This window comes from Agreia sp. Leaf335 (assembly GCF_001423605.1).
Lineage (GTDB): Bacteria > Actinomycetota > Actinomycetes > Actinomycetales > Microbacteriaceae > Agreia.
In genome coordinates this window covers 552,049-572,606 of sequence record NZ_LMOQ01000001.1, presented here as the reverse complement: position 1 = coordinate 572,606, position 20,558 = coordinate 552,049, and the positions used below count along the sequence as shown (strand labels likewise).

The following is a 20,558-nucleotide window of genomic DNA, read 5'->3' as shown; positions in this document are numbered from 1 at the left end:
TCTCTCCTCGTGTTTCGTGCTGCCGTTCGCGGCTCGATGCAGTCATGCCAGCTCCGTGGCGATTCGTTCGGCTATCAGAGCGAGCGAGGTGGCGCCGGCATCCGGATGCCCGAGGCTCTTCTCGGCGAGGGGGCGCGCGCGGCCGAGTGCCGGCCGCAGACGGGCGGTCTCGACGGCCGCCTGCGTTGCGGCGGAGGCCGCCGCCCGGAGTGCCGCGCCGAGCGGCGCTCCCGCACCCAGCTCGGAGGAGAGCGTCTCGACGTAGGGCACCAGGGCGTCGATCATGGTCTTGTCGCCCGGTTGAGCCTTGCCCAGGTGCTGGATGCTGTCGCGTGCAGCGCGTGCCGCGTCGACGGCAGCCTCGGCGTCGGAGTCGGGATTCCCCTCCGCCGCGTCGCCCATGGCTCGAAGCGCGGCACCCCAGAGTGCACCGGATGTTCCGCCGGCCTCATCGCTCCAGGCCTCGCCCGCGTTCGTCAGCAGCTCCCGGATGCCGATATCGGGAGAGTCGCGGGCGATACGCACGGCCGCGTCGATGCCATGAACCATGCCGACGCCGTGATCGCCGTCGCCGGCGATCGCGTCGATGCGGCCGAGGTCGTCACGGTTCTCGCGCAGCGTCTCCTGCACGGCGACCATCAGGCGCAGCGCGAGGGCGGCTCGGGCCGCGGATATCTCCGAGACCTCCTCACGCTCGGCGGCGGCGTCGACCTGCGGCTCCCCTCGCGACGCGGGCGCAGCCGAGGAGGACTCGGAGGTGACCGCCACCGACGGAGCAGAGCCCTTGCGGTAGGCGGGCGACGAGGCCGGATCACGCCACAGACTCTCGATCTCGTCGTCGAGCCAGACGAGTGTTACCGACACACCGGCCATGTCGAGGCTCGTGACGAGTTCGCCGCACTCCGGCTCGACGATGGTGATGCCGACAGCCTCCAGTTCATCGGCGACGCCCGAATACAGCACGAAGAGTTCTTCGTATTTCACCGTGCCGAGACCGTTGACCAGTACGGCCGCCCGGTCGCCGCGGTCGTCAGGAGCGTCGTCGAGCAGTCGGGCAACGAGGAGTTTCGCGAGTTCTGCGGCACGCATCATCGGCACCTCGTCGATGCCGGGTTCGCCATGGATGCCGAGGCCGATCGACAACTGCCCCTCGGGAACCGTGAAGAGCGGCTCCTCGGCCCCCGGAAACGTGCAGCCGCTGAAGGCGACGCCGAGGCTGCGTGTCCGACGGTTGGTCTCGCGGGCGAGGCGCTCCACGTCGTCTAGCGACAGTCCGCGCTCCGCCGCCGCTCCCGCGACCTTGAAGACCGCGAAGTCGCCGGCGATGCCGCGACGCTTCTCCATCTCGTCGGGTGAGGCGCTCGCGATGTCGTCGGTCACGAGAACCGTGCGCACATCCCGCCCCTCGGCGCGCAGTCTCTCTTCGGCCGCGGCGAAATGCAGCACGTCTCCCGCGTAGTTGCCGAAGCTGAAGAGAACTCCCGCGCCCGAATCGACGGCGGCCGCCACTCTGTAGGCCTGCCCGGCCGAGGGCGATGTGAACACCTGCCCGCACACGGCGGCGGCGGCGAGCCCGGGGCCGACGAGGCCCGCAAACGCCGGGTAGTGGCCCGACCCACCGCCGATCACGAGCGCGACCCGCGACGAGTCAGGGCGCCCGCGCCGCACGACTCCACCGTCGACGAGCTCCACCTCGTCGGCATGCACCCGGGCGAAGCCTGTGAGCGCCTCCGCCGTGAAGTTGTCGGGATCATTGAATAGACGCGTCATTGCATCTCACTTTCTGTACTCGCTCGTTATTCAGTAAGCCGAAGCTCTCGAGGGCGCGCTGGCCGGCACGCTCAACGAGCCCTGCCGCACGCGGCTGGTGCCCAGCGTGTAGTCGGCCGTCTTGGGCAGCGCATGCCTGAGCAGATAGTCGCGGTTCGCCGCGCACACGCTCAGCCCGTCTCCGCCGTAATTCTCGGTGCATAGGATGCCCTGGAACCCCGCCGCTATCGCCGATGCGATCGCGGCTCGATAGTTGATGAGCCCGGACTCCATCGGCGCCGGCACCGCGAAATACTGTTCCTTCGCCCTGTCTTCGTCTCGGGCGTAGTTCTTGACGTGCCAGAAGTTCGCGTAGGGCACGGTCTTGGCCACGAGTTCCTCCCACGACTCCACCGGACGATGCAGTCGGATCAGGTTTCCGATGTCGGGATTCAGACCGACGTTCGCGAGGCCGATCTCCTCAACGAGGCGCACCGACGAATCCGCCGATCCGAGGTAGGTGTCTTCGTAGAGTTCCAGCGAGACGAGTAATCCGAGCTCCTCGGCGTGACGGCCGAGCTCTCGAAGCCTCGACACCGCGAGCTCCCACGCGTCGACGTCGTCGGGGTCGTCGCGATGGCCCTCGACGGTCCAGAACCAGAGCTGCTCACGCTGCTCGGCGGTGAGCGCCTGATGCAGGCCGAACGACACGACCTCGATGCCCAGTCGCGCGGCCGCCTCGAGCGTGCGATGGCTGTACGCGAGGTTCTCTGCGCCGTTCTCTGCATCGATGACGCTGCGCCTGATCGCCGAGATCGAGGCGGGTCGGAGCCCCGCCCTCCGGGACGCCTCGGCGAGATCCTCGAGGCGCTCGGCAGACAGGTCGCCGACCTTGACCCAGTTGTCGGTGAAGTCGACACAGGTGAACCCCGCGTCGGCCACCTCGTCGAGCACTCGTGCCCACTCCTCGGGTTCGGCGTCCTGCACCGGCACGCCGCTCGGGGCGACGGCCGAGAACGGCAGCATGCTGGCGGCGATGGGCCAGTCGGCTCGGGAAAGACTCATCGGTGACCTCGTCGTGATCGATTGCCGTGCGTGTTGTGCATCATCAGTCTTTGATCGCGCCCAGCGCAAGGCCGGACTGCCAATACCGCTGAAGACTCAGGAACGCGATGACCAGCGGAATGATCGTCAGCAGCGACGCCGTGATGACCAGATTCTGAATCAACTCTCCGTTTCCGGCGGTCGAACCGAGCTTGTTCCACTGGTTGATGCCGATGGTGAGCGGATACCAGGCCGGGTCCTTGAGCATGATCAGCGGCAGGAAGTAGTTGTTCCAGATCGAGACGAACGAGAAGAGCAGCACCGTGACGGTGGCCGGTGCGAGCAGGGGAAAGGCGATCTGCCTGAAGATCCGGAACTCTCCCGCGCCATCGATGCGGGCGGCCTCGATGAGTCCGTCGGGCACCGCCTGCGCGGTGAACACCCACATGAGATACAGCCCGAAGGGGTTGATGAACGACGGGATGAGGATGGCCCACGGGGTGTTCGTGATGCCGAGCTGCGCGAACAGCAGAAACTGCGGGATCGCGAGCGCGATACCCGGCACGGAGATGGAGCCCAGCACGACCAGGAGGAAGACCCGTTTGCCGATGAAGTCGTGCTTGGCGAGAGCGTAGCCGCCCAGGGCCGCGAGCAACGTCGAGACGAGCGCGCCCACCACGACATAGAGCACGGTATTCAGCAGCCAACGAGCGAAGATGCCCTCTTGAAAAGTGAAGACCTGCACCACGTTGTCCCACAACGCGAAACCATCGCCGAAGGCGAGTCCGAACGACGAGACGAAATCCTGCTGCGACTTGGTGGCGTTGATCACGAGCCAGACCATCGGAAGCAAGCAGTACAGGGCGAAGAGCCCGGTCAGCAGGGTGAGCGTCGTGCTCTTGCGCGGGTTCGAGAGCGTGTAGAGCTTCTTCGGACGGGCGAGAGTGCTACTTGTTGAGGACATTCTTCATTCCCTTGATCTGCACGACGTACGCGATGGCGATGGTGAAGAGCGCCATGACGATGGCCAAGGCCGCGGCGTACCCCTGTTGCGAACCCGTGAACGCGAGGTTGTAGGCGTACAGATTCGGCGTGTAGTACGAGGTGATGCCGCTGTTCGAGACGAGGGTCGCCAGGATATTGGGCTCGTTGAACAGCTGGAACGTTCCGATGATCGAGAAGATGACGGTGACGACCAGAGAGCCTCGAAGCGCCGGGAGCTTGATGTAGCGCACGATGTGGAACTCGTTCGCGCCGTCGATCGCGGCGGCCTCGTACAACTCGCGCGGAACCGCTCGCAGCGCCGCGTAGAAGATCAGCATGTTGTAGCCGGTGAAGCCCCACGTGACCATGACACCGATCGAGATCATCGTCGTCTCGGGTGCGAACGGATCGAACGACGTGCCGGCGGCCTCGTTCAGGCTGCCGATGAGGCCATAGCGGATGCCGAGCATGAAGCCCCACATGAGCGTGGACACGATCGCGGGAATCGCGTACGGCAGGAAGACGATGACCCGGAAGAACTTGGTGCCGTGCAGTCGAAGCGAGTCGATGGCGAGGGCCAGAGCGATCGCGCTGAGAAGCATGATCGGCACCTGGATCGCCGTGAAGACCACGACTCGGATCGCACCGTCGTAGAACTGGGGATCGTTGAACAGCTTGATGTAGTTGTCGAGGCCGACGAAGGCGTTTCCGCCGATGAGCTTGTTCTGGAACAGGCTGATGTAGGCCGAATAGCCGATCGGAATGATGAGGACGAAGAGGAACAGCACGGCGAAGGGCGCGATGAAGAGCAGGCCGACCTTGGGGCGTGTGCGAACCCTGAGGGCGTTCGTTGTGGTCGACGACATCTACTCGACCGTGAAGCCCTGTTCGTTGCCGTACTCGATGCTGCGCTGCTTCCAGGTCTCCAGCACATCGGCGAGCGTGCCCTTGCCGCTGTTGTACAGCGGCGCCGAGACGTCTTCGTAGCTGGTGCGCGCCCATCCGAAGAACGGCGGGTACTGCCAGCCCGTGGCCACGTTCTTCGAGGACTCGGCCAACACCTCGTTGTACTTCTGGTCGCCGAAGAACTCGTTCGTCGTGGCGAGGAACTCCTCGTCGTCGAGGTTCGAGAGCTTGGGCACGAAGGCGCCCGCATCGATTCGCGGCTGCAGCCCGTCGCCATGCGTGAAGTACTCGAGGAAGGCGTAGGCGGCCTCCTTGTTTTTCGCATCGGCCGGAATCGCCATCGCGCTTCCGCCGTTCTCCGAGCCCGACGCCTCACCGGCCTCCCACTGGGGAAGCGGCGCGATGCGGAAGTCGCCCGCGGCATCCGGAGCACGCTCGGGCAGGGTCGAGGTGAACCAGCTGCCGATGATCTGCGTGGCAATGGTGCCCTCGTTCAGGCCGCGGTTCCAGTCGTCAGACCATCCGCTGACCTTGGTGTTGACCAGGTCTTCGTCGAGCATCCTCTGCCAGTACTCGACCGCGCGGGTGGTTCCGGCGTCAGTGAAGTCGATCGTCACGTTCGAACCGTCGACAGTGAAGGGTCGTCCGCCGCCTTCCCAGATCAACGACAGCAGCAGGAAGATGTCTGCCGAATCGTTGGTGATGTAGTGATCCCCGCCCAACGCGCGAACCTTCTTGGCAGCCTCGTAGAACTCGTCCCAGGTGGCGGGCGGCGCCGTCACTCCGGCCTCGGCGAGGACGGCCTGGTTGTAGAACAGGGCCGCAGGGCCGTAGTCCGACGGGAGGGCGTAGGGCTTGCCGTCGATCGTGACGTTGCCCCAGGCTGCATCGACGTAGTCGGACGCGATGTCCTCTGCTCCGAACTGCGAGAGATCGGTGAGCTTGCCGGGGATCGCGAAGAGCGGCAGGGAGAAGTATTCGAACATGGCGATGTCCGGCACGCCCGACCCCGCCTGGATCGCGTTGTCGAGAGCCGTGTATTCGTCGGTCGACGATCCCGCATTGATGACATCGACGGTGATGTTCGGGTAGAGCTTCTCGAAGCCGGGCACGGCCTCTTTCACTGTGCCGTCCCAGCTCCACACCTTCAGCGTGATCGGCTTGTCGGTGGGAACGCCGGCGCTGGAGGGAGCGTCGCTGCTCCCCGTGCATCCGGTGAGAGCGACCAGAGTGGCGACAGTCGCGACCGCGGCGGCAAGAATTCTCTTTTTCACTGCATACTCCTTTTCGTTGGGTGTGTGATGCGCTCAGTGCATGGCGAGCGCGGTCCACGAGACGGGCGGCAGGCTGATGCTGACCCTGCCGTCGTGCAGTCGCGCGGTGGTGTTCGTCTGGGGAATCACGCGGTCGGGGTGCGAGAGCGTGTTCGCGGCGTGAACGTCGTCGTCGAAGAGGCTCTCCACGCTGTCGAGGCTTCCGACGCCGAGCCGATCGACGTCGATCTGCACCGTCACGGTCTCGCTCAGACTGCGATTGACGAGGAACACCGCCGTGGCGCCCGACGCTTCGTCGTGGGTCGCGACCGCGTCGACCATCTGTACGTCGCCGAAAGCATCCGTGGGTGTGGTGGGCGAATCGAGCCTGACTCGAAGAGCAGCTCCCTTCGCCAGTCGAGAGGTGATGGCGAAGGGGTAGAACGTGGTCTGTCGCCAGGCCGGCCCGCCCGGCTCGGTCATGATCGGTGCGATCACGTTCACGAGTTGGGCGAGGCTCGCGGCCGTCACGCGATCGGCGTGACGGAGGAGAGAGATCAGGAGTCCCCCGAACACGACGGCGTCCATGACCGTGTAGGAGTCTTCGAGCAGGCGGGGCGCCTGGGGCCACGCCTCGGCATCGGTGATCTTCTCGACGTCGTTGTAGCGCGACTGATACCAGACGTTCCATTCGTCGAACGAGACGTTCATCGTCTTCTCGCTGCGTCGCAGCGCCTTCACATGGTCGGCGGTGGCGACCACGGAGTCGATGAACCTGTCCATGTCGACGGCGGAGGCGAGAAAACTCGCGACGTCGCCGTTCACCGGTTCGTAGTACGCGTGGCACGAGATGTAGTCGACCTCGTCGTAGGTCTTCTCGAGAACGATCCGCTCCCACTCGCCGAATGTCGGCATCCCCGCGCCCGAGCTGCCGCAGACCACGAGCTCGAGCGTCGCGTCGACCTGACGCATGGCGCGAGCCGTCTTGGCGGCCAGCTGCGCGTACTCGATCGCCGTCGAATGCCCCAACTGCCAGGGGCCGTCCATCTCGTTTCCGAGACACCAGATCCGGATGCCGTGGGGTTCGGGAGATCCGTTGGCGATGCGCTGGTTCGACAGTGCGGTTCCGGAGCGGATGTTGGCGTACTCCAGAACGTCGAGCGCCTCCTGGACTCCCCGGGTGCCGAGGTTCACCGCGTACATCAGCTCGCTCCCGACCAGGTCGAGCCAGCGAGCGAATTCGTCGAGGCCGATCTCGTTGCTCTCGGTCGAGTGCCAGGCGAGGTCAAGCCGGCTCGGCCTCGATTCACGAGGCCCGACGCCGTCCTCCCATCGGTAGCCCGAGACGAAGTTGCCGCCGGGGTACCGAACCGTCGACACCCCGAGTTCACGCACGAGATCGACGACGTCTTGACGAAAGCCGTCTCTGTTCGCCGTCGGGTGGCCCGGCTCGTAGATTCCGTCGTAGACGCATCGCCCCAGATGCTCGACGAAGGAGCCGAAGAGACGGCGGTTGACGGGGCCGACGAGCGAGGCCGGATCGAGGTCGAGGTGGGCTTGCAGCATGAAGTCTCCGTCGGGAAGGGCATCAGAGTGCGCTCGACCTCGTGAGAAATCGTGCACAACACCGTGCAGGTACATCGTTGTACCTAGATAGTAGGAGGGCGATCTGCGAACGTCAAGGACGAGCCGACATCTCTCTGTCGAGCAGCGGAAGCTATGGTTTACGAGCGGCCCACTCGGCGTTGCCGCAGAGCGGGAGGCATCCGGCGTGAGTACCGTTCCCACCATTCACGACGTCGCCCGCGCGGCCGGTGTCTCGATCAAGACCGTCTCCAATGTGTTGAACGACAATCCCAAAGTCGGTCCGGAGACGCGGGCCAGGATTCGACAGCTCATCGACGAACTCGGCTACCGCCCCAACCTCTCCGCCCGGGGGCTCCGGTCGGGCAAGACAAGCGTCATCGCCCTCGCCGTGCCGTCGCTTCGCGAGAACTACTTCGCAGAACTCGCCGACTCGGTCATCCGGGCCGCCGCCCGACGAGGGTTGCGCGTCGTGATCGAGCAGACAAACGGCGATCGCGAACTCGAGATCGAAGCCCTCTCGGGCGGCGAACTGCGCTTCATCGACGGGTTGCTCTTCAGCCCCGCTCAGCTCGGCCAGAAAGACGTCGATCTGCTCGCCACCCGGGGGCCGGTCGTCCTGCTCGGCGAACGCATCTTCGGCGGCCCCACCGACCACGTGACCATGCACAACAGCTCCTCGTCGCGCGCCGCGGTCGAGCATCTCCTGAGCCTCGGTAGAACCCGGATCGCTTTGATCGGCGCCCCCGTGGAGTCGGAGGACAACGCCAGCTCGGCCAGCCTCCGCGAGCAGGGCTACCTCCGGGCGCTCGACGACGCGAACATCGCGAACGACGATCGGCTGATCGTGCGAGAGGCGCATTGGGGCCGCGAGAGCGGGGCGGCCGCGATCCGCTCGCTGCGGCGGAGCGGGGTGGAGTTCGACGCGGTCTTCGCCCTGAACGACACGCTCGCCCTCGGCGCACTCCGGGCACTCGGCGAGGCAGGGCTTCGCGTTCCCGACGACGTCGCGGTCATCGGATTCGACAACATCGACGAAGGGCGCTTCTCGTCGCCCTCGCTGACCACGGTGGATCCCGGCCGCCTCGAGATCGCCGAAACGGCCGTCGATCTGCTGGTCGAGCGCATCCAGGAGAAGGGCGACCGGATGCCCGCGAGAACCATCAAGGCGGGCTTCAGTATCGTCGCGCGGGAATCCACGGGATTCCCGGACGCCAGCGCAAGCGATACGGCTCTCGACGCCTGAGCCGAGCCGATCCGGCCCTCGCGGTTCGTAGCCGCAGGACAGTCTCTTTCGCGACCCTCCTTGCAAGATCGCCGATGACTCTGTTATCGTCGAACCGGTTCGAGTCGAACCGGTTCGAAACATCGTCAATGGAGACCTCATGGCAACAATCGGAGACGTAGCCCGCGTCGCAGGCGTATCGCGCAGCACAGCGTCGTACGCACTGTCGGGCAAGCGATCCATCTCCGCAGAGGTGCGCCAGAAGGTCGAACAGGCGGTTCTCAGCCTCGACTACACCCCGAATGCCGGCGCTCGAGCCCTCGCCACATCGCAGACGAAGGTCATCGGTCTACTGGCCCGGTTCCTCGAAGACGAGTTCGCGCCGGCCATGCTGCAGTACATCCTCGGCGTCACCAACCGGGCCCGTGAGCGCGGGTACGACACGCTGCTGCTGACCGACGAAGACGGCGTCTCGGCCCTGCGGCGCATCTCCGATTCGCGCATGGTCGACGGCTTCATCCTGCTGAACGTCGCCGAGAACGACGACCGCCTCGGCATCCTCCGTGCAGCCGCGCAACCTGGGTCGCTGGTCGGGCTGCCGGGAGACCCGAGCGGCATCGACGTGTTCGACCTCGACTTCGTGGCAGCGGGTCGCCTCATGGTGGAGACACTGCACGAGCTGGGCCACCGCACCATGATTCTGGTCTCTCAGCCCGAGCACGTGCTCGAGCGTGGCGGCGCCTATGTGTCGCGCCTCGCCAATGCGGCGCAGGATCGGGCTCGAGAGCTCGGTGTCGAACTGCATCACCACTTCGCCCCCTCCAGCCAACCGCAGATCGGGTTGGAGCTCGCGCGACTGCTCGACGCCCATCCGAGCGCCACAGGCCTACTGCTGAACAATGAGGCTGCCGCGGCGGCCCTCCCGAGCGTGCTGCAGTCGCGAGGGCTGTCTGCCCCGGCAGACATCTCGGTCATCGGCCGCTACTCAGACGACTTCGCGCGCACCTTCTCGCTTCCCTACACAGCCATCGACAGCGCGGCAGACGAACTCGGTCGTCGTGCTGTCGAACGCCTCGTCTCCCGCATCGAAAGCACGTCCGATGCGGTGTCACCGATCGTCGATCTGATCACACCACGGATCGATGATCGCGGCAGTACCGCGGTACCGCCGACCCGTCACTGAAAAACACACCAAGAGGTCCGGTATGCCGGACACGTTCAAGGAGGAACACATGTTGAGCACCACGCTGCGAAAGCCGCTCGCCATCGCGGTCACCGTCGTCGCACTCGGAGCCCTCGCGGGCTGCTCGAGCTCGGGCGACGCCGGGTCGACCGACGCGGCCGGAGGAACCTACACCTGGTGGGATCCGTACCCCCAGCACGAGGAGGGCTCCGACTGGGCCAAGCGCGTGCAGGCATGCGGAACGGACGCCGGAGTCACCATTCAGCGCACCGCCTACGACACCACGTCGTTGACGAACCAGGCCCTGCTGTCGGCTCAGGAGGGCACCTCGCCCGACGTGATCCTGCTCGACAACCCCGCCGTCTCCACTCTCGCCGACACCGGCATGCTGACCACGACCGACGAGCTCGGATTGGACACCTCGAAGGTCGACGCCAACCTCCTGGCCGCGGGCGAGCTCGACAGCGCGGACTACGGCGTACCGGTCGGCGCCAACACTCTCGCGCTGTACTACAACGCCGACATCTTGACCGCTGCCGGGGTCGACCCCGCCAGCATCACGAGCTGGGCGTCGTTGACCGACGCGCTCTCGAAGGTGACCGCCGCGGGCAAGAAGGGCATCACCTTCGCGGGGATCAATACCGAAGAAGGGTCCTTCCAGTTCCTGCCCTGGTTCTGGGGCGCCGGAGCGGATCTGACGAAGCTCGATTCGCCCGAAGCCGTCAGCGCCCTGACGCTGTGGACAGACTGGGTCAACAAGGGCTACGCACCGCAGTCGGTGATCGGCAACTCGCAGAACACCAGCTGGGAGGAGTTCCTCACCGGTGACTTCGCCTTTGCCGAGAACGGCACCTGGCAGGTCAACAGCGCCGCCGAGCAACCCTTCAAGACCGGCGTGATCGAGCTGCCCGCCGTCGACTCCGGCATCGCTCCTGCTCCGACCGGAGGCGAGTTCATCACCGCTCCGGTGCAGAAGGACACTGCCCGGTACGAGACCACGAAGAAGATTGTCGACTGCATGACGACTCCCGAAGGCTTCGTCGAGACGGCGAACACCTTCGCGTACTACATCCCGCCGACAACTGACGGCCAGGACCAGCTGCTCGAACAGCACCCGGAACTCGACACCTGGGTGTCGGCCGTCAAGGCCGCGAAGGGTCGCACCAGCGACAACCTGGGCACGAACTACCCGCTGATCTCCGAGCAGCTGTGGACGGCCGTGCAGAGCTCACTCTCGGGAGCATCCTCTCCGAAGGACGCACTGGCAGCTGCTCAGAAGGCAGCCGCCTCGGCAACCGAAGGCAAGTAATCCATCGCCGGGGGCGGGCTCTTCGCCCGCCCCCGGAATCCCCGACGAAGGACACATGATGACGATCAATGCGGCGCCGGCTGTTCGGCCGGCCCCAAGCCCCGGGCCGGACACCCCACGCCCCGAGCGGCGCAAGCGCGGCGGGCTCGACGGCTCTCGATGGGTCGCCGCCGCTTTCGCGGCCCCACTGCTCGTCTACCTGCTCGCGTTCTACGCGTACCCGCTGATCCGCAGTATCGACCTCAGCATCCACGACTACACCGTGCGTGCTTTCGTTCAGGGCAACGCCGAATTCGTCGGTCTGAAGAACTACATCGACGTCATCTCGTCGCCCCTGTTCGGTCAGGCGGCCTGGAACACGGTGGTGTTCGTCTTCGGATCGCTGATCTTCCAATACGTCTTCGGTCTCGCCCTGGCGGTGTTCTTCCGCGGCAACTTCCGTCTGAGCGGGCTTCTCAGGGCCCTGTTCCTGGTGCCATGGTTGCTGCCGCTGATCGTCTCGGGCTCGGCCTGGGCCTGGATGCTGAACAGCGACAACGGCATCGTCAACTCGTTCTTGCAGGCTTTCGGTATCGGCCAGATCAACTGGCTCACTTCACCCGACACGTCGCTGCTCGCGGTGGTCATCGCTAACATCTGGCTGGGCATTCCGTTCAACCTTGTCATCCTCTACTCGGGCCTGCAGAACATCTCGGCCGACCTCTACGAGGCCGCTGCGCTCGACGGAGCAGGACCGTGGCGCCAGTTCTGGAGCATCACCTTCCCTCTGCTTCGCCCCGTCTCGGCGATCACGCTGCTGCTCGGCCTCGTCTACACGCTGAAGGTGGTCGACATCATCTGGATCATGACGAGTGGAGGCCCCGCGAACTCCACCACGACACTCGCGATCTGGTCGTATCGAGAAGCTTTCGGTACCGGCCAGCCCGATCTCTCCCCCGCTGCCGCCGTCGGCAACATCCTCATCGTCATCGCGCTCATCTTCGGGTTCATCTACCTGAGAATGCAGCGACGTCAGGAGCAATCATGACCGCCCGCCGCCCCTGGTGGAAGACCGCTCTCGGAGTCGTCTTCACCGCCCTGATGCTGTTCCCGGTCTACTGGATGGTCAACGTGTCGTTCACGAAGACCGCCGACCTCCGGCTCAGCCCGCCCCACCTCTTCCCCCTCGACCCGACTCTCGACGGTTACGCCGAGGTGCTGCGCCAGCAGCTGCCGAACCTCGGCACGAGCCTCCTCATCGGCCTGGGCACCGTGGCGCTGACGGTCGTCATCGCTGCTCCGGCCGCGTACGCGATCTCACTGTTGAATCTGCGCGGAGGCCGCACCCTCAACTTCGTGCTCCTGGTCGCCCAGATGATTCCCGGCGTGGTCATGGCCATGGGTTTCTACGCGATCTACGTGCGGCTCGGCATGCTCAACAGCGTGTGGGGGCTGATCCTCGCCGACTCGACGGTCGCTGTGCCGTTCGGCGTGCTTCTGTTCACGGCATTCATGAGCGGCCTGCCACGCGAATTGCTGCAGGCGGCTCGCATAGACGGCGCGAACGCCTGGCGCACCTTCACCTCGGTCGTCATGCCGCTGAGTCGCAACTCCGCGATCACGGTGGCCCTGTTCGCGTTCCTGTGGGCATGGTCGGACTTCGTGTTCGCCTCGACGCTCGCGCGCAATTCGGCGCTGAAACCCGTGACTCTCGGCATCTACTCGTACATCGGCAACAACACCACGCAGTGGAACGCCATCATGGCCACCGCCGTCGTCGCCTCCATCCCGGCAGCGATCCTGCTCGTCGTGGCCCAGCGCTACGTCGCGGCGGGCGTGACCGCCGGCGCAGTGAAGGACTGAACTCGTGACCATATCCACTGCACCACAGCAGGGCGCCCGCACAATGCCGATGTCAGGTCCCGTCGTGCCTGACGACTCCGCCCACCGGGGCGTCGGCGTCGCCGAGGTAAGTCTCGACCCGTCGGGCTTCTGGGGCAGCCGGCAGAGCGTGAATGCCGCCGCCACGCTGACTCACTGCCTCGACTGGATGGAGCGCCTGGGCTGGATCGAGAACTTCGATCGCGTCGCCCGAGGCGAGACCACGATCGAACGACCCGGCTGGCAGTTCTCCGATTCGGAGATCTACAAGCTCCTGGAGGCCATGGCGTGGGAGCTCGGCCGGCGCCCCGACGAGACGTTGGCAGCAGCCTTCGAGGCGTTGGTCGACAGAATCGGCGCGGCCCAAGACGACGACGGCTATCTGAACACGGCTCACGGGCATCCGGGCCTGCCACCACGCTATTCCGACCTGGCGATGGGTCACGAACTGTACAACACGGGCCATCTGCTGCAGGCGGGCGTCGCGCGGTTGCGCACGGGGTACGACGACCGTCTCGTGCAGATCGCGCGCCGCGCGGCCGATCAGGTCTGTGAGGAATTCGGGGCGAACGGCCGCGCTGATATCTGCGGTCACCCCGAAATCGAGGTGGCGCTCGTCGAGGCGGGGCGCGCATTCGGCGAGCGTCGCTTTCTCGAGCAGGCACGCCTGTTCATCGAGCGACGCGGCCACGGCACGCTCCCGGTGCGCCCGCTTCTCTCGGCGGAGTATTTCCAGGACGACGTTCCGGTGCGAGAGGCCACCGTCCTTCGCGGGCACGCGGTCCGAGCCCTTTACCTCTCGGCCGGCGCCTTCGATGTGGCCGTCGACACCGGCGATCACGGCCTGGCCGACGCGGTCACCGCGCAGTGGAAGAACACGGTCGCCCGCCGCACCTATCTGACGGGCGGCATGGGCTCACGGCATCAGGACGAGGGTTTCGGCGACGACTGGGAGCTGCCGGCCGATCGCGCCTACTGCGAGACCTGCGCGGGCGTTGCCTCGGTCATGCTCGCCTGGCGGTTGTATCTGGCTACGGGCGACGTCCGCTACCCGGACCTCATCGAGCGCACCCTCTTCAACGTCGTGGCCACCTCGCCGAGCGAAGACGGCCGGTCGTTCTTCTACGCCAATCCGCTGCAGCTGCGCGAGCCTGGTGCGAGCGCGAGCGACGGAGTCAACAACAGGGCGGAAGGCGGTATGCGGGCACCGTGGTTTGACGTCTCGTGCTGCCCCACCAACGTCGCCCGCACCGTGGCGTCGCTGGGGGCATACGTCGCGTCTGCCGACGACGAGGGCATCTCGGTGCTGCAGTACGCGGCCGGCGAGATCCGTGTCGGAGGATTCGTACTGCAGGTCGACACCCGCTATCCCGATGAGTCGACCGTGCGCGTTCGCGTCGTAGCCGCTCCCGAGTCCGAGTCGCGCCTGCGCCTGCGCATCCCAGGCTGGGCAGACGACGCCACGCTGAGTCTCAACGGCGACGACGCGACCCGTGTCGCGCCCGGCTGGGCCGACATCCGGCGTTCGTTCGAACCGGATGACGAGGTCGTGCTCGAGTTGCCGCTCGCTCCGCGTCTCACGTGGCCCGACTCCCGCATCGATGCCGTTCGGGGCACGGTGGCCGTGGAGCGGGGCCCGCTGGTGCTGTGCCTCGAATCGGTGGATCTGCCCTCGGGCACGCACATCGAAGAGGTGCAACTCGACCCCGGTTCCACGCTGTCGGCCTACGCCGACGGCGCACGGGTGAATGGCGTCGTCGCGGCGACGACCGACTCCGGCGTCCTGCCGTTCGGCACGACCAAGCCTGTCGCCTCAGACCCGAGGCCCATCGAGCTCACGCTCGTGCCGTACCACCGATGGGCGGAGCGTGGCCCGGCCACCATGCGCATCTTCATCCCCGTGACAAGCTGACAAGGCCCGCGGCCCACACCTGCCAGCCACCACCTAGGAGAACACCCGTGACAGCGCCCTCGTCTGCACCCTTCGACATCCGCGAGATCCCCTTCAGCCGCAGGGGATCGTGGCTCGATATCTCGCCCGTGGTGGCGCTGCATACCGTGCGCGACAAGCTGCACCTGGTCTCGCACCAGACCGGCATGCACGCCATCTTCGTCTTCGAGCCGCTGCAGCACGGCCGCCCCGTCGACGCGGTCGTGGATGCGACACCCACGACACTGCGCTGGTCGACGCCCGACGGCGAGGTCGAGGCGGTCTTCGAGAACGACAGCGTGCTGAGGGTGCGCGGACGGACGGCGCAGCTGAGGATCGCCGACGCGACACCGGAGTTGACCCCCTTCACCGGCACCTACCTCTTCACCGATCCGATCGACGAGGCGGCCGTCTTCACCTCCTACGAGACGGGCCGGCGCTACCGCATCACCGCCCTCTCCGGCGCCCTGTCGATCACCGGGTCCGAGGCGCTGGGCGCCGGTGAGCGTTCGGTAGACACGACCGGTGACGAGTGGGAGATCGCCATCGAGGAGTTCGACGCGGCTCGAGCGCAGTACCGGGCGCCCGGTTCATTCGACGACGCCGCAGCAGCGGTTGCCGCGGAGTTCGATCACTACGTCGAGAGCATCGCGTCGTGGCGGAGCGAGCGCACGCCCGGCGTCTCGGCGGCCTGCTACGTACTGTGGTCGGCGACCGTCTCTCCGAGCGGCTTCCTCGAGCGGGAGTCGATCTTCATGTCGAAGCACTGGATGGACAAGGTGTGGAGCTGGGATCACTGCTTCAATGCTCTTGCGCTCGCACCCGGACTCCCCCGGGAAGCGCTCGACCAGTTCTCGATCGTCTTCGATTTTCAGGACGGGAGCGGCGCACTCCCCGACTCCGTCACCCACTCCGAGGTGCTCTACAACTTCGTCAAGCCGCCCATCCACGGGTGGGCCTTCCGTAAGATCCGAGCCACCCTCGAGGCCCCGCTCGAGCTGCGGGCCCTCACCGACGTCTACGACTCGCTCGTGCGCTGGACTCGGTTCTGGCTCGAGCGCCGACGAATCGCCGGCCACGTGCTGCCGCATTACCAGCACGGCAACGACAGTGGATGGGACAACTCGACGACCTTCGACCACGACCGAGTGATCGAAGCTCCCGATCTCGCGGCTTTCCTGCTGGTGCAGCTCGAGGTGCTCGCCGAGCTGGCGAACGAACTGGGTCGCGACAGCGAGGCGGCCTCCTGGGCCGATGAGGCGAATGCGGTACGCAGCGCCCTCCTCGACCTCTGGACCGGCGATGCCTTCGTGGCGAGGGCGCCGCTGAGTGGTCGTCTGAGCAAGACGAGTTCGCTCCTCAACACGCTGCCGATCGTGGCCGCCGCGCACCTGCCCGAGAACATCATCGAGGGGCTGTCGGAGCGAATCTCCGAGCATGTCACCGACTTCGGCCCAGCGACTCAGCTGGTCGACAGCGACGAGTACGAGGCGGACGGCTACTGGCGCGGGCCGATCTGGGCGCCGTCGACGGCGATCATCGAAGACGGTCTGCGAAGAGGCGGCCAGACCGCACTCGCAGATCTCATCAGCGAACGCTTCCGACGTCTCTGCGAGGGGTCGGGCTTCGCCGAGAACTTCGACGCTCTGACCGGTGAGGGCCTGCGCGACCGCGCGTACACGTGGACGGCGAGTTGCTACCTCACCTTCGCCCGCGAAGCCGAAGAGCGCCACACGCGGGTGGACGTCGACGAAGCTAGCCTGACCGCGCCGTAGACAGGCGCGTGATCAATCGCGTCTCGAGTTCCATGCGGATGGCGGAGCCGTTCGATGGCCGGGATGCGGCGGCGCGATCGGTTTCGCGGAGCATCCGGAATGCCGCGGCGCCCATCTCGACGATCGGCTGCTGAACGGTCGTCATGGGCGGCGTCGCCCACGCGGACTCCTGGATATCGTCGAAGCCGACCACGCTCACCTCGTTGGGTATCGACAGAGCGGCATCGCGGGCCGCGTCGTAGACGCCCAGCGCCATGAAGTCGGAGCACGCGAAGATGGCCGTCGGCCTGGATGCGCCCGAGAGCATCGCCGCCGCAGCCCGGTGCGCGAGCTCCCGATCCCAGTCGCCATAGGCGAGCCACTCCTCGGGAATAGCGACCCCCTGCTCCCGGAGTGCCGTGATGAAGCCGTCGATTCGCGCACTGCTCGACAACTCTGTGCGCCGGCCCCCGATGACCCCGATCCGTGTGTGCCCCAGCTCGAGGAGGTGCTCCGCGGCCAGGCGCCCGCCATCCCAGTTCGTCGCCCCGATGCTGGCGACGTCTGCGGGGGGCCGGCTGATCGGGTCGATGACCACGACGGGGATGTTCGCGGTCGTCAGCATGTTCAACTGGGCCGCGGTCGTGTCGACGAGAACGATGATCGCCCCCAGCGACGGTCTTCTCAGCAGGCGGCGCATCCAGTCGTCGTCGGAACGGGCGACGGTGAGGACGACATCGATCCCGTCGGCGGCGGCCGCGGCCTCGACACCCTCCAGGACCCGACTGATCCAGCTGCCTTCGACGTGCTTCACGACGACATCGATGAGCGGAACTGCCGGTCGTCTCTCGTCGCCGACGCGGGCTCGCGTCTTGCGTCTGTATCCCAGCTCCTGAGCGGAAGCCATCACGCGGCGGCGCGTCGCCTCCGATACATCGGTTCCCCCGTTCAGTACTTTCGAGACGGTGGGCACGCTGATCCCCGCGAGCGCGGCGATCTGCGCGAGGGTCGGCGCGCGCGGCGGGTCGATCGGTGTCGGCATGGCACGACTCTACAGAAGTTGCGCAAGTTTTTGGGCGACAAACGGTCGGCGAAGGGCTTGTCTCGGTCACTCGCCTGAGTGAGAATAGATGCCGAACGACGCGAACACGAACGTAATTTGCGCAACTTCTGCTCACCTCCACCGCGCGCGACCCAGCACCTCAAGGACGATGATGACTGACACACAACAGACCGCTCCGGAGAAGAGAGCGCTCGTGGTGCGCGGAGGGTGGGACGGACACCAGCCCGTCGAGGCCACCGAATTGTTCCTTCCTTTTCTCGAAGCGAACGGCTTCGAGGTGCGGGTCGAGGAGTCTCCGGCCGTGTATACCGACGCCTCGTACCTGTCGGGCGTCGACCTCATCGTGCAGTCGAACACCATGTCGTCGATCGAGGCGGCCGAGTTCGAGGGGCTGCGAGCCGCGGTCGAAGCCGGCACGGGCTTCGCTGGCTGGCACGGCGGAATCGCGGACTCCTACCGCAACAACTCTGACTACCTCCAAATGGTCGGCGGTCAGTTCGCCTCGCACCCCGGCAAGCACCCGAGCGAACGCACGGGTGAGCAATCCGACAACTACGTTCCCCACACGATCGAGATGACCGAGGCCGCGGCGACTCACCCGATCACCGCCGGCATCAATGACTTCGAACTGGTGACCGAGCAGTACTGGGTTCTGCACGACGACTACAACGACGTGTTGGCCACCACCACGCAGGCCGTGCGGGAGTGGGATCCCTGGAATCGGCCCATCACGTCGCCCGCCATCTGGACCAGAAACTGGGGCGCGGGGCGCATCTTCGTCTCTACGCCGGGCCACCGGGTCGAGATCCTGCAGAACCCCAACGTCAAGACCATTATCGAAAGGGGCCTCCTGTGGGCATCCCGCTGAGCGTCGGCATCATCGGCGTCGGAAAGATCAGCGAGCAGTACCTCGCGAACCTCCCCAGCTTCCCTAGCCTCCGCCTCGTGGCCGTCGCCGACCTCAACGAGGTCAGGGCCCGAGAGATCGCCGAACAACACGGCGTGCGCGCGTTGACGGTCGACGAACTTCTCGACGACGCCGAGGTCGATGCCGTCTTGAACCTCACCATTCCCCCGGCCCACGTCGAGATCGGAACCCGCGCCCTTCTGGCCGGCAAGCACGTCTTCGCAGAGAAGCCTCTGGGGTTGAACGCGGCCGAGGCGGCACCGATGCTCGACCTCGCCGAAGAACTCGGCCTGAGATTCGGCAGCGCGCCGGACACGGTCCTCGGCACCGGCATCCAGACAGCCCGTCGCGCCATCGACTCGGGTCTGATCGGCGATCCGATAGCAGCACAGGCATTCTGGTCGTCGCCCGGCCACGAAGCGTGGCATCCGGCCCCGGCCTTCTACTACCAGGAGGGCGGCGGACCCCTGCTCGACATGGGCCCGTACTACCTCACGTCGCTCGTACACTTCTTCGGGTCGGTCGTGCGGGTCAGCGGCCTGACCAGCCGTTCGAACCGGATCCGCACGGTCGGCTCGGGCGCGCTGGAGGGCACCGAGATCCCCGTCTCGGTCGACACCCACGTCACCGCAATGCTCGAACACGCCAGCGGCGTCTCGTCGACCGTCACCGTCAGCTTCGAGATCTGGAAGACCCGCTCTCCGCTGTTCGAGGTCTACGGCACAGCGGGCACCCTCGCCGTTCCCGATCCGAATCAGTTCTCCGAGACAGTGGAGTTCGCCTCCCAGGAGCGCCGGGAATGGGAGCCCCTTCCCGACTCCGCCGGCTACATCGCCACGGGCCGCGGCATCGGCCTCGCCGACCTCGCCGAGGCGATCGAGCGTGACCTGCCACACCGCGCGTCGGGCAGACTCGCGCTGCACGTGCTCGAGATCATGGATGCCATTCAGCTCTCCAGTACGCGACGAGAGACCATCGGGATCGCGAGCACGGTCGAGCGGCCCCAGCCCGTTCCCCTTCGCGAGGTCGCGGAGCAGGGCTAGCCGGTCAGCGCCAGTCCGCCAGCTCCCGGGCCAATCGGGCACGCGCTCGCACCAAAAGTCCGCGCACGGTCGTGACGGGGATCATCAGCTCGCTGGCGATCTCGGTGTAGCCCCAGTGATCGAGTTGCCTGAGCTGCCAGCATCGACGCTGCAGCTCGGGCATCGACTCGAGGATCCGCCTGGCCTCGGCTGCGAGGGAGCGGCAGTGAGCCACATTCGCCGGATCATCGAGGTCGGGCACGAGGACATCGTCGTCGAGGTCGGCACGCCGTCGTAACGTCGCGGAACGAAGTCGGTCGTAGCTGCGCCGACGCACCGTCGTCACGAGCCACCCGGCGATCCTCTCGCTCTCGATGACACTCTCCGCGTGTGTCCAGGCGGCGAGAAAAGCCTCCTGCACGACGTCGTCGACGTCTGCAGTGCCGCCCAGCGTGCGGCGTGCGACCGAGCGCAGCATCGCCGAGTGGCGGTGCACGATCTGCTGGAACACCGCGTCATCCGCATTGGGTGTGCGGGTCGTGGCAATGGTGGCGAGCATGCTGACTCCAGGTGTCGAACAATATGTGTATGCATGATTCGGACCACCCGTGGGCCGAGATTGGCGCGCCCATACCCCCAAAGCGAGGGACTCTCAATTCGGACGGCATACGCGTCGGATGCAGACGCGTCAAGCAGACGTCGCGAGGTCGGCCGCACAGGAATAGGCTTGTCGATGGCCCGCCTCGCACCGCAGCGAGAGTCGCGGGCTGCGCGCCGCCGGCACT

17 protein-coding genes are annotated in these 20,558 nt (G+C 66.1%); 9 read left to right on the top strand and 8 right to left on the bottom strand.

Annotated elements, in window-relative coordinates:
- Nucleotides 1-42: 42 nt before the first annotated feature.
- The 6 genes from ASF79_RS02810 to arfA are packed head-to-tail and all read right to left on the bottom strand — an operon-like array spanning nt 43 to nt 7,502.
- The gene (locus ASF79_RS02810) at nt 43-1,770 is read right to left on the bottom strand and encodes a dihydroxyacetone kinase family protein (protein ID WP_055851693.1); all 1,728 of its coding nucleotides are present in this window, start codon (nt 1,768-1,770) and stop codon (nt 43-45) included.
- Nucleotides 1,771-1,800: 30 nt separating this feature from the next.
- Nucleotides 1,801-2,814 carry a sugar phosphate isomerase/epimerase family protein gene (locus tag ASF79_RS02805; protein ID WP_055851690.1) on the bottom strand — a complete coding sequence of 338 codons (1,014 nt, stop codon included), beginning with the start codon at nt 2,812-2,814 and terminating at the stop codon, nt 1,801-1,803.
- 43 nt (nt 2,815-2,857) lie between these two features.
- A complete protein-coding gene (locus tag ASF79_RS02800) occupies nt 2,858-3,757 on the bottom strand; it encodes a carbohydrate ABC transporter permease (protein WP_200933518.1) in 900 nt (299 codons plus the stop codon).
- Complete coding sequence (locus ASF79_RS02795; RefSeq protein WP_055775792.1) at nt 3,741-4,643, bottom strand: carbohydrate ABC transporter permease; 903 nt, start codon at nt 4,641-4,643, stop codon at nt 3,741-3,743. The genes ASF79_RS02800 and ASF79_RS02795 overlap by 17 nt, the downstream gene beginning before the upstream one ends.
- Entirely contained in the window at nt 4,644-5,957 is a 1,314-nt protein-coding gene (locus ASF79_RS02790; protein ID WP_055851687.1) for an ABC transporter substrate-binding protein, read from the bottom strand.
- Nucleotides 5,958-5,990: 33 nt separating this feature from the next.
- Nucleotides 5,991-7,502 (bottom strand): arabinosylfuranosidase ArfA, encoded by a 1,512-nt coding sequence (gene arfA / locus ASF79_RS02785; RefSeq protein ID WP_055853046.1) that lies wholly within the window; start codon nt 7,500-7,502, stop codon nt 5,991-5,993.
- 205 nt (nt 7,503-7,707) lie between these two features.
- Between arfA and ASF79_RS02780 the strand changes: the two genes are divergently transcribed.
- From ASF79_RS02780 to ASF79_RS02750, 7 genes are all read left to right on the top strand, one after another.
- Nucleotides 7,708-8,766: a LacI family DNA-binding transcriptional regulator gene (locus tag ASF79_RS02780; RefSeq protein ID WP_055851685.1), complete on the top strand. Its 1,059-nt coding sequence runs from the start codon at nt 7,708-7,710 to the stop codon at nt 8,764-8,766.
- A 139-nt stretch (nt 8,767-8,905) separates the two neighbouring features.
- Complete coding sequence (locus ASF79_RS02775) at nt 8,906-9,928, top strand: LacI family DNA-binding transcriptional regulator (RefSeq protein ID WP_055775801.1); 1,023 nt, start codon at nt 8,906-8,908, stop codon at nt 9,926-9,928.
- Nucleotides 9,929-9,977: 49 nt separating this feature from the next.
- A complete protein-coding gene (locus ASF79_RS02770) occupies nt 9,978-11,237 on the top strand; it encodes a sugar ABC transporter substrate-binding protein (protein WP_055853042.1) in 1,260 nt (419 codons plus the stop codon).
- A gap of 55 nt (nt 11,238-11,292) precedes the next feature.
- The gene (locus ASF79_RS02765; RefSeq protein ID WP_055851681.1) at nt 11,293-12,264 is read left to right on the top strand and encodes a carbohydrate ABC transporter permease; all 972 of its coding nucleotides are present in this window, start codon (nt 11,293-11,295) and stop codon (nt 12,262-12,264) included.
- Nucleotides 12,261-13,079, top strand: a complete 819-nt coding sequence (locus tag ASF79_RS02760) for a carbohydrate ABC transporter permease (protein WP_055851680.1) — start codon at nt 12,261-12,263, stop codon at nt 13,077-13,079. Before ASF79_RS02765 ends, ASF79_RS02760 begins: the two co-directional genes overlap by 4 nt.
- 49 nt (nt 13,080-13,128) lie before the next feature.
- On the top strand, nt 13,129-15,009 hold the full coding sequence (locus ASF79_RS02755; RefSeq protein WP_055851677.1) for a glycoside hydrolase family 127 protein: 1,881 nt from the start codon (nt 13,129-13,131) through the stop codon (nt 15,007-15,009).
- Nucleotides 15,010-15,056: 47 nt separating this feature from the next.
- Nucleotides 15,057-16,802, top strand: a complete 1,746-nt coding sequence (locus ASF79_RS02750) for an amylo-alpha-1,6-glucosidase (protein WP_055851672.1) — start codon at nt 15,057-15,059, stop codon at nt 16,800-16,802.
- Here the strand turns inward: ASF79_RS02750 and ASF79_RS02745 are convergent.
- A complete protein-coding gene (locus tag ASF79_RS02745; RefSeq protein WP_055851669.1) occupies nt 16,783-17,823 on the bottom strand; it encodes a LacI family DNA-binding transcriptional regulator in 1,041 nt (346 codons plus the stop codon). The two genes, ASF79_RS02750 and ASF79_RS02745, sit on opposite strands and share 20 nt — an antisense overlap.
- Nucleotides 17,824-17,995: 172 nt before the next feature.
- On the opposite strand from ASF79_RS02745, the gene ASF79_RS02740 reads away from it, so the two are divergent.
- A complete protein-coding gene (locus ASF79_RS02740) occupies nt 17,996-18,712 on the top strand; it encodes a ThuA domain-containing protein (RefSeq protein WP_055851667.1) in 717 nt (238 codons plus the stop codon).
- Nucleotides 18,697-19,794, top strand: a complete 1,098-nt coding sequence (locus ASF79_RS02735) for a Gfo/Idh/MocA family protein (RefSeq protein WP_055851664.1) — start codon at nt 18,697-18,699, stop codon at nt 19,792-19,794. The genes ASF79_RS02740 and ASF79_RS02735 overlap by 16 nt, the downstream gene beginning before the upstream one ends.
- Nucleotides 19,795-19,798: 4 nt before the next feature.
- Here the strand turns inward: ASF79_RS02735 and ASF79_RS02730 are convergent, their stop codons facing one another.
- Nucleotides 19,799-20,332, bottom strand: coding sequence for an RNA polymerase sigma factor (locus ASF79_RS02730; RefSeq protein ID WP_055851662.1), 534 nt, complete (start codon nt 20,330-20,332; stop codon nt 19,799-19,801).
- Between the last annotated feature and the right edge of the window lie 226 nt (nt 20,333-20,558).

Excerpts from the sequence above, each read along its gene's own strand:
- ASF79_RS02810 (WP_055851693.1), bottom strand. The coding sequence starts at position 1,770 with ATGACGCGTCTATTCAATGATCCCGACAACTTCACGGCGGAGGCGCTC.
- ASF79_RS02805 (WP_055851690.1), bottom strand. The coding sequence starts at position 2,814 with ATGAGTCTTTCCCGAGCCGACTGGCCCATCGCCGCCAGCATGCTGCCG.
- ASF79_RS02800 (WP_200933518.1), bottom strand. The coding sequence starts at position 3,757 with ATGTCCTCAACAAGTAGCACTCTCGCCCGTCCGAAGAAGCTCTACACG.
- ASF79_RS02795 (WP_055775792.1), bottom strand. The coding sequence starts at position 4,643 with ATGTCGTCGACCACAACGAACGCCCTCAGGGTTCGCACACGCCCCAAG.
- arfA (WP_055853046.1), bottom strand. The coding sequence starts at position 7,502 with ATGCTGCAAGCCCACCTCGACCTCGATCCGGCCTCGCTCGTCGGCCCC.
- ASF79_RS02775 (WP_055775801.1), top strand. The coding sequence starts at position 8,906 with ATGGCAACAATCGGAGACGTAGCCCGCGTCGCAGGCGTATCGCGCAGC.
- ASF79_RS02770 (WP_055853042.1), top strand. The coding sequence starts at position 9,978 with ATGTTGAGCACCACGCTGCGAAAGCCGCTCGCCATCGCGGTCACCGTC.
- ASF79_RS02765 (WP_055851681.1), top strand. The coding sequence starts at position 11,293 with ATGATGACGATCAATGCGGCGCCGGCTGTTCGGCCGGCCCCAAGCCCC.
- ASF79_RS02760 (WP_055851680.1), top strand. The coding sequence starts at position 12,261 with ATGACCGCCCGCCGCCCCTGGTGGAAGACCGCTCTCGGAGTCGTCTTC.
- ASF79_RS02755 (WP_055851677.1), top strand. The coding sequence starts at position 13,129 with ATGTCAGGTCCCGTCGTGCCTGACGACTCCGCCCACCGGGGCGTCGGC.
- ASF79_RS02745 (WP_055851669.1), bottom strand. The coding sequence starts at position 17,823 with ATGCCGACACCGATCGACCCGCCGCGCGCGCCGACCCTCGCGCAGATC.
- ASF79_RS02740 (WP_055851667.1), top strand. The coding sequence starts at position 17,996 with ATGACTGACACACAACAGACCGCTCCGGAGAAGAGAGCGCTCGTGGTG.
- ASF79_RS02730 (WP_055851662.1), bottom strand. The coding sequence starts at position 20,332 with ATGCTCGCCACCATTGCCACGACCCGCACACCCAATGCGGATGACGCG.